Here is a 3,029-nt window from a genome sequence, read left to right on the forward strand (position 1 = left end):
GTCTTGTTTTGAAATTATATAGTTAGGAGATTGTGTTGCTGATAAACCGGGAAGCGCTTTTTGCCATATAAAAGCAAAGCCCTTAAATAAGCCCCCTGCAGCCTCTTTATATTAATGGCAGTATTTACCTTTGTCAGCAGTGTTGTAATAGCTTGTAATCATTCCAAGGGACTTCCACAGTCTCTGGATAAGCACGACAAAAGAATATAGCGCCAAATCGGAAATAAACCTTACCATCATCAGGTCGGCATTTTCCTGGGCTCCCCCTGCCACGCTTTCTGTGTACGCGTTGACGCGGCCCTTTACTATGTTGAATACACCGTTTGCCATATCTTTAAAATCCTCATTAAGCAAAATCGTAAACAATAAAATTAACCTCGCGGTCTGCCTTCGCCCTCGAGGCACCCCCGGTCAGGTACCAGGTTTCTATCGTGAATGAAGAAGTCCGCTTGGTTTTAACCAGGCATTCCAGCGGAAAGCTACTTGATGACGGGCCAGCACTGGCCACCACGATATAATTGGCACTGGATCGCGGTGTAGCAAAAGTGATTACATAGGTGCCCGTGCCAGTGCGGTTTACAGAGCCGGTAACGCCGTATTTCTGCTTGTAGGTCGGGGATGATCCACCGGTAAAGTATCCGGCAGCTACAGGGCCAGTGGGCAGAGAAACACCCTCCAGGGAGTCAAGACGTTCCTCCACGCCGTCCAACCTGTCGGTGTGCTCTGCATCGTTCTGTTCAAGCCGGTCAATGTCGTCGCGCAGAAAAATCAACTCACCATCCAAGTCCTCAACGCGGTATTCCAGCTCGTAAACCTTATCAATAAACTGGTCGGAATCTTGTAGGGGGTATTCCTCAATGGTCCACTTCTGCACGTCGTCAGCGTCGGTCAGCACTACCTTCGGGGCGCTTTCCGTCGTGCTGAGATAGATTGCCGGGAATCGTCCCGCAGCGTCTGCAATAAGCGGATGCGGGGCTGCTTCGCCCGGCCCTGGGTTTAGGTAAACCGTGAGCGGTTCCGTGGTGTACGTCTCATAAAAATACAACTTGTCCCCCGGCTCGACTTTCGTGCTAAAAACCGGTTCGTGAAATAGTACAGCGGCCATTTGGCCCTCCTAAAACCAAAAAGCCCGCACTAGGCGGGCAGAATTAAACGGTTTGTCTTTTTTTCTGGGCGCTTAACTCTCCTCGCCCTGGGGCTCCTCAACCTCGCTTAAGAATGCGTGAACAGCCGCCGCATCGTCGAGCGTCATCCCCTTGGTCAGTGCGGCAAGTTTAAGCATGTGCTCAGGTCGCGCGGAGCTTGGAATCTCGGCGCTCTCTGCCAGCCACTGCACAAATCTTTTGTTTGTCATTAGGCGGGCGCTACCATTGTTTATTGCAACCGTGGCAAGTAGTCCGCCTATGGCTTGCGGGTGGCCTAGCACTGTGGCAGTGGCCGCGCTCACAATTGCACCCGTATTGGCAATAGCCTGACCGCTGCCGCTTGGGTTTGCACCCTCCCTGTTTGAGAACTTTATCCTCTCGGCTTGACGTGCGATCTTGTCGAGGTTAGTTCTGTACCGGTTTAACGCCTCTGTACCGCCAAATAACGCTCTTTTGGCGGGGCCAAGTCGATTCCAGTCAGTCAGGAACTTATTGACCGAGAATATCTCCCCCTCCGAGCCCTGTTGTCCAGGGTTTGCTTTACCCATCTTGCGAACCACGTTGGAGACCACAACGTTCCACTCGCTTTTAGTCAAGCTGCGCTTGAATGAGTTTATTGTTGCGACTCCCTCGCCACCCTTTGTTACAGCCTCGAATATTTTGTAAGGGTCGGCTTTCTTTAATATACGCTCCACAAACCCATCGAGTCGCGCGTGACCTGAACGTGTGAAATTACTTGCCCTATTGAAGCTGGCGAGGCCCTGTGGGCCTGCAGCACTAGCGGCTGCTTTAATGTCCTCGGTGATAGCCCCGTACACCTGCTTCAACTCTGCGCGCGGAATATCAGAGATTAAATCGTTTCCGCTTATTTTGCGTCCAATGATTGACCTAAATTCTTTTAAGGTTTGATAGTCTACTGAGTCAACGCCCTGCAAAATCTGGTTGATTTTGACAAGCAATGGATTGTTTAGTACCTCGCCGAAAGCATCCTCTCTAACCAGCCTACCTACAGCGGATTTTGTGTTATCTGTAGTGACCGGCGTCTCCGCCCCGATATGCTGGTCAACTCTAGTCCATAGGTTGGCCGATTTTGCTTGGAATCTATCCACAAATCCGCCAGGGCCTGATATGCCTTGCTGGATGGTGCTGCCAGCTTTATCGGACCCAGATCTCAAGCTTACATCATCAGCAATCCGCTCAAGTCGTTTCTTTATGTTTTCCGCCACTTGCTCGTGCGCTCTTTGTATGCGTCCGCCTCCCAGGAACTGGGAAGAGAGATTTTCTGCAGCCTGCAGGCCTGGGCGGTTTGTTGCCTGCGCTACCGTTGGACTCGATCCGGTTTCTTTGAAATCTTCAATAGTTGACTTTATGGAAGCCTTGGGCGTGCTACCCACGAAAACCTTTCTGGCCGCTTCAGGGATGGCAGCCTTTGCGATACCAGAAGCTGCAGGCGCAAGCATTGACCCGGCCAGCTCTCCAACTTGCCGGCCAGTCTCGCCCCCTGCCTGCTCGCCGACTTCGCCGCCCAGCTCCATTCCCGCACCAGAAGCTGCCCCCGTCTTCAAGTCTTGCGCGGCAGTTGTTGAGCCGAGCTGCCGCGCGACCCCCTGTCCTGCAGACTCGGATGCTGCAGTAAATCTTGGCAATTGGCTTGCTGCAGCTCTGAGCCCAACACCAGAAGACACGGCTGCAGGCACAACCTCGCCGGCACTGCGCACAGCATCTCTGGCAAGGCCCGGCTGCATAAAATTGCCACTCGTTGCGGGTGATAATGTCTCAGTGATAGAAGGGACGCGGAACTCGGAGCCCAGAATATCGGCGACTGCGTTAATCTGATCAGTGGTCAGAAAATCAGCGAGCTTTGTAGCTCCCCGATTGAATGCT

Annotated in this window: 3 protein-coding genes; all 3 read right to left on the reverse strand. The window is 52.5% G+C overall.

The genetic code is table 11. The annotated features are described in order from the left end of the window. Positions 1 to 111: 111 nt before the first annotated feature. Positions 112 to 330, reverse strand: coding sequence for a hypothetical protein (locus Q5Y71_RS16530; protein WP_306043183.1), 219 nt, complete (start codon positions 328 to 330; stop codon positions 112 to 114). Between the two features lie 16 nt (positions 331 to 346). Continuing rightward, complete coding sequence (locus Q5Y71_RS16535) at positions 347 to 1,105, reverse strand: hypothetical protein (protein ID WP_306043184.1); 759 nt, start codon at positions 1,103 to 1,105, stop codon at positions 347 to 349. 72 nt (positions 1,106 to 1,177) lie between these two features. Then, positions 1,178 to 3,029: hypothetical protein (locus Q5Y71_RS16540; RefSeq protein WP_306043185.1), on the reverse strand; the 1,852-nt coding region annotated here is incomplete at its 5' end.

The organism is Microbulbifer sp. 2205BS26-8 (assembly GCF_030731025.1).
GTDB classification, from domain to species: Bacteria; Pseudomonadota; Gammaproteobacteria; order Pseudomonadales; family Cellvibrionaceae; genus Microbulbifer; species Microbulbifer spongiae.

Coding starts and splice junctions, on each gene's coding strand:
- Q5Y71_RS16530 (WP_306043183.1), bottom strand. CDS start 330: ATGGCAAACGGTGTATTCAACATAGTAAAGGGCCGCGTCAACGCGTAC.
- Q5Y71_RS16535 (WP_306043184.1), bottom strand. CDS start 1,105: ATGGCCGCTGTACTATTTCACGAACCGGTTTTTAGCACGAAAGTCGAG.